This is a genomic window from Stenotrophomonas maltophilia group sp. Smal17, assembly GCF_030237045.1.
Classification (GTDB): domain Bacteria; phylum Pseudomonadota; class Gammaproteobacteria; order Xanthomonadales; family Xanthomonadaceae; genus Stenotrophomonas; species Stenotrophomonas forensis.
This window is the reverse complement of sequence record NZ_JASJSU010000156.1, coordinates 1-3,904: the sequence shown is the minus strand read 5'-3', so window position 1 is coordinate 3,904 and position 3,904 is coordinate 1. Positions and strand designations below refer to the sequence as shown.

Here is a 3,904-nt window from a genome sequence, read left to right as displayed (position 1 = left end):
GTCCACGGAAGATCGCCGCGGATTATCGGGATTGCACCCTGTTGTTGCAAATGATTCTCAATGGCTTGTCATCATCGAGACTTCGCCGCCTCACGCCCCCTATGCCGGCCAGCGCCTAGTCTCGGTTGTCCCCGTCCCCCACGGAGACCCGCCATGTGGCTGCTCGATCATCTCTGGCCTGGCCGCAGGCCCCTTCCTCCCCCGGTCGCTGCCGAGCCGCAGACAGCGCCTCGCCGCCCTTGGCTGAAACGCCCCGCACGCGCCGGTCGCAGTGGCATGGCCCCCTGGCAGAAAGTGGCGGCACCGCTGCGACGCACGCGGCACTAGGCGCTGCGGTCGGCCGGGTGGTTGACGCCATCGTTGACCGGGATCACGCCCAGCGCGAACGGGTCGATGCCCTCCAGGCAGGCCACGTTGTAGCCGTACTGCTCGGGATTGGAGCGACGCCGGTGGTGGGTGTAGATGCCGCACACACCGCAGAAGTAATGCTCGGCCACATGGGTGTTGAACTGGTACAGCCGCAGGTGGTTCTGCCCGCGCACCACCTGCAGGCCCGCACGGGTCACGCTGGCGGCGATGGCGCCACGGCGCCGGCACATCGAGCAGTCGCAGCGGCGTGGGTCGACGATGCCGTCCGGCAGATCCAGCAGCAGTTCGACCGTGCCGCAGTGGCAGGTTGCGCGGTGCCGGGGTTGGACCGGAACGCCGGCCACGGATGTAATGCCCATTGATGCTCCTGTGTGGTGAACCTGGCTTCGGGCGCCGCTGCCGACGGTGCGCCGGCCTGGCTGAACGGGCCGTAGATGCCACGCTGATGCGGCTTGTGGCTAACTATGCGGCTTGAATACCGCCACAGGATGCCAGTGAACACCGCAGGACGTTGGATGACAGGAAGTGCCATGGCGCTGGCGGCGCTGTGGGTGACCGGGCTGCTGGCCTACCAGCTGCCGGGGCCGGGTGCGCTGGCCACGACGGTGGCCGTGCTGTGGCTGCTGGTCGCGTTGTGGGCATCGTGGAAGGTCGCACGCGGCCGAGGCAACCGCCGGCTGGGCCTGGGGTTCGGCGCAGCAGTGGCGCTGGCCGCGCTGTGGTGGCTGCTGCTGGCGCCGCGCCAGGACCGCGTGTGGGCCGATGACGTGGCCCAGCGCCTGCACGTGGTGTCGTTCGATGGGCGTCATGTGGTGCTGGACAACGTCCGTGATTTCACCTGGCGCAGCGAAACCGACTATGACGCGCGCTGGGTGCGCCGCGAGTACGACCTGGACCAGCTGCGCTCGGCCGATCTGGTGCTGTCGTACTGGATGGGCCCGGCAATCGCCCACACGCTGATCTCGTTCGGCTTCGACGATGGCCGCCACGTGGTGTTCTCGCTGGAGATCCGCAAGGAACGGGGTGAATCGTTCTCGGCGCTGGGCGGCTTCTTCCGCAAGTTCGAGATGACCCTGGTGGCCTCCGAGGAGACCGACATCATCCGCACCCGCACCAATGCGCGGGGCGAGGATGTCTATCTGTACCGCCTGCACGGCATGGACCGCACGCAGCTGAAGGAACTGTTCGCCGCCTACATCGAGCAGGCGCGCGAACTGGATGCGAAGCCGGGTTTCTACAACACGCTGACCAGCAACTGCACCACCATCGTCTTCGACCTGGCCCGCCACATCGCACCGCGGCTGCCGCTGGACTATCGCCTGCTGCTGTCGGGCTACCTGGCCGAGTACGCGCAGGAGGTCGGCGCGCTCACCCCGGGCGTGCCGTACGCCGAACTGCACGACAAGGGCCGCATCACCCAGCGCGCGCTGGACCTGGGTGACGGCGCGCATTTCTCCACCGCAATCCGCCAGGACGTGCCCGGCACCGAGCAGGACCCGCAGTAATGACCCAACGCCCCCTGGCCCGCTGGCAGCGCCTGCTGCCGGCGTTGTTCGCCGCCTTCCTGCTGCTGGGCAGCAGCGGCTGCGCGATGGTTACCGTCAAGCAGGTCACGTCCAGTGATTCGCTGGTCAACAAGCGTGCCGACGTGCTCAACACCGGCAAGCTCAGCCCGGCCGCGCGCGAGACGCTCAGCGCTGCAGGCCTGGACGAATCGCAGTGCGAAAAGGACTTCCTGGTCTGCCGCAGCACGCTGCTGATGACCGATGACCTCAACGTCGAACAGCGGCTGTCGGCGCTGTCCGAACTGTGGGTGAAGGCGGCACTGGCGCTGACCCCGAAGAAGACCGCGGCCGGCGATCCGCCGATGAGCGATGCCGCGCTGGACGCCTGGCTGGAAGCGGCCCGTTACGCCTATGCCTACTTGTTCTACAGTGGCCGTTCGCCGTCTGACCGCGCCTTCGAGGACCGGCAGACGCAGGTGCGCGACTACTACAACTACGCGGCCGAGAAAGCGGCGGTCGTACTGTTCGTGCGCGCGCGTGCCTCTGCATTGGCGGGCGAGGACTACACGAAGCCGATCTCGGTCGGCAGCTGGTCGCTGGCCTCCAACTACCAGCAGCTGGGACTGAAGAGCATTCCCGCGCAGCTGGTGCCGGCCGGAACGGTCAGCTTCGTCGGCCTGCGCAGCACCTATCGCCGCGATGGCTTCGGTGCCGAACTGGTGATGGTGATGGACCCGCCGAAGCTGGTCGCGCCGGTGATCGCGCCGGACGGCCCGAAGGCTGAAACCGCTGCGGATGATGAGGATGACGCGCGCCGTGGCCGCCGCCATCGACATGACGATTCGGTGCCCGAGTTCAGCGAGATGTCCTCGATCAACGTCACCGCGCTGCTGCGCTTCGAGGGCAGCAGCCTGGACGACGTGATGCGCACGCGCCGGGTCGAGCTGGATGCCTACTCGCCGGAAGCCACCGAGCGCATCACCCTGCACGGCGAGCAGGTGCCGTTGGCCGGCAATTTCACCGCAGCGTACGGCCTGTGGCTGGCGCAGAGCGGCTTCGCCCGGCAGTCGCTGCGCACCCTGTTCGGCATGAGCGAGGGCATCGGTGAGCCGCACATCTACCTGATGCAGCCGTGGGACCCGAACCGTCGCATCATCTTCATGCTGCACGGCCTGGCCAGCAGCCCGGAGGCCTGGGTGAACCTGGCCAACGAGATCATGGGCGACCCCGAGCTGCGCCAGCAGTTCCAGGTGTGGCAGGTCTATTACCCGACCAATGCGCCGATCGCGCTGAACCGCTATGAGATCGCCAATGCGTTCAATGACACGCTGAAGCACTTCGACCCCGATGGCAGCACGCGGGCATCGAAGGACATGGTCTACATCGGGCACAGCATGGGCGGCGTGCTGGCCCGCCTGCTGGTCAGTGATTCCGGCGATGTGCTGTGGAATGACCTGCTGGCCAACTACGACCTGAAGGGCGAGCGCCTGAAGCGCGTGCAGGCCAAGCTGGGGCCGCTGCTGCATTTCAAGGCGCAGCCGAACGTGGAGCGCGCGATCTTCATCGCCGCGCCGCACCAGGGCACCGATATCGCCGGCAACAAGGTCGGCCGCCTGATCGGACGGCTGGTGCGCCTGCCGCTGACCATTCTCGGCAAGTTCGAGGATGTGTTCATGGCACTGGCACAGGCCGAGCAGCAGGTCGATGGCACCGCCAAGCCGAAGATTCCCAACAGCATCGACAACCTCAAGGCCAGCGATCCATTCGTGAAGGCGGCTGCGCAGCTGCCGATCGAGGCCGGCCTGAAATACCACTCGATCATCGCCCAGCGCAAACCGGAACTGCCGGTGGAGAAGTCAGATGACGGGCTGGTGCCGTACTGGAGCGCACACCTGCCGGGCGCGCTGTCGGAGAAGGTGATCATCTCCGGCCACAGCGTGCAGGAGACCCCACAGGCTGTGCTGGAAGTGCGGCGCATCCTGCACCGGGACATCGACGACGTGGGCACCGGTAGCAGGTAGTGGGGGGCG

The 3,904-nt window shown here is 66.9% G+C and carries 3 protein-coding genes; 2 read left to right on the top strand and 1 reads right to left on the bottom strand.

What is annotated here, in order from left to right:
- Nucleotides 1–323 precede the first annotated feature (323 nt).
- A complete protein-coding gene (locus QRO93_RS21175; protein WP_053448989.1) occupies nucleotides 324–728 on the bottom strand; it encodes a GFA family protein in 405 nt (134 codons plus the stop codon).
- A 171-nt stretch (nucleotides 729–899) separates the two neighbouring features.
- On the opposite strand from QRO93_RS21175, the gene QRO93_RS21170 reads away from it, so the two are divergent.
- Nucleotides 900–1,874: a DUF4105 domain-containing protein gene (locus tag QRO93_RS21170; RefSeq protein WP_180879694.1), complete on the top strand. Its 975-nt coding sequence runs from the start codon at nucleotides 900–902 to the stop codon at nucleotides 1,872–1,874.
- Nucleotides 1,874–3,895, top strand: a complete 2,022-nt coding sequence (locus QRO93_RS21165) for a triacylglycerol lipase (RefSeq protein ID WP_180879652.1) — start codon at nucleotides 1,874–1,876, stop codon at nucleotides 3,893–3,895. Before QRO93_RS21170 ends, QRO93_RS21165 begins: the two co-directional genes overlap by 1 nt.
- Nucleotides 3,896–3,904 lie beyond the last annotated feature (9 nt).

Coding starts and splice junctions, on each gene's coding strand:
- QRO93_RS21175 (WP_053448989.1), bottom strand. CDS start 728: ATGGGCATTACATCCGTGGCCGGCGTTCCGGTCCAACCCCGGCACCGC.
- QRO93_RS21170 (WP_180879694.1), top strand. CDS start 900: ATGGCGCTGGCGGCGCTGTGGGTGACCGGGCTGCTGGCCTACCAGCTG.
- QRO93_RS21165 (WP_180879652.1), top strand. CDS start 1,874: ATGACCCAACGCCCCCTGGCCCGCTGGCAGCGCCTGCTGCCGGCGTTG.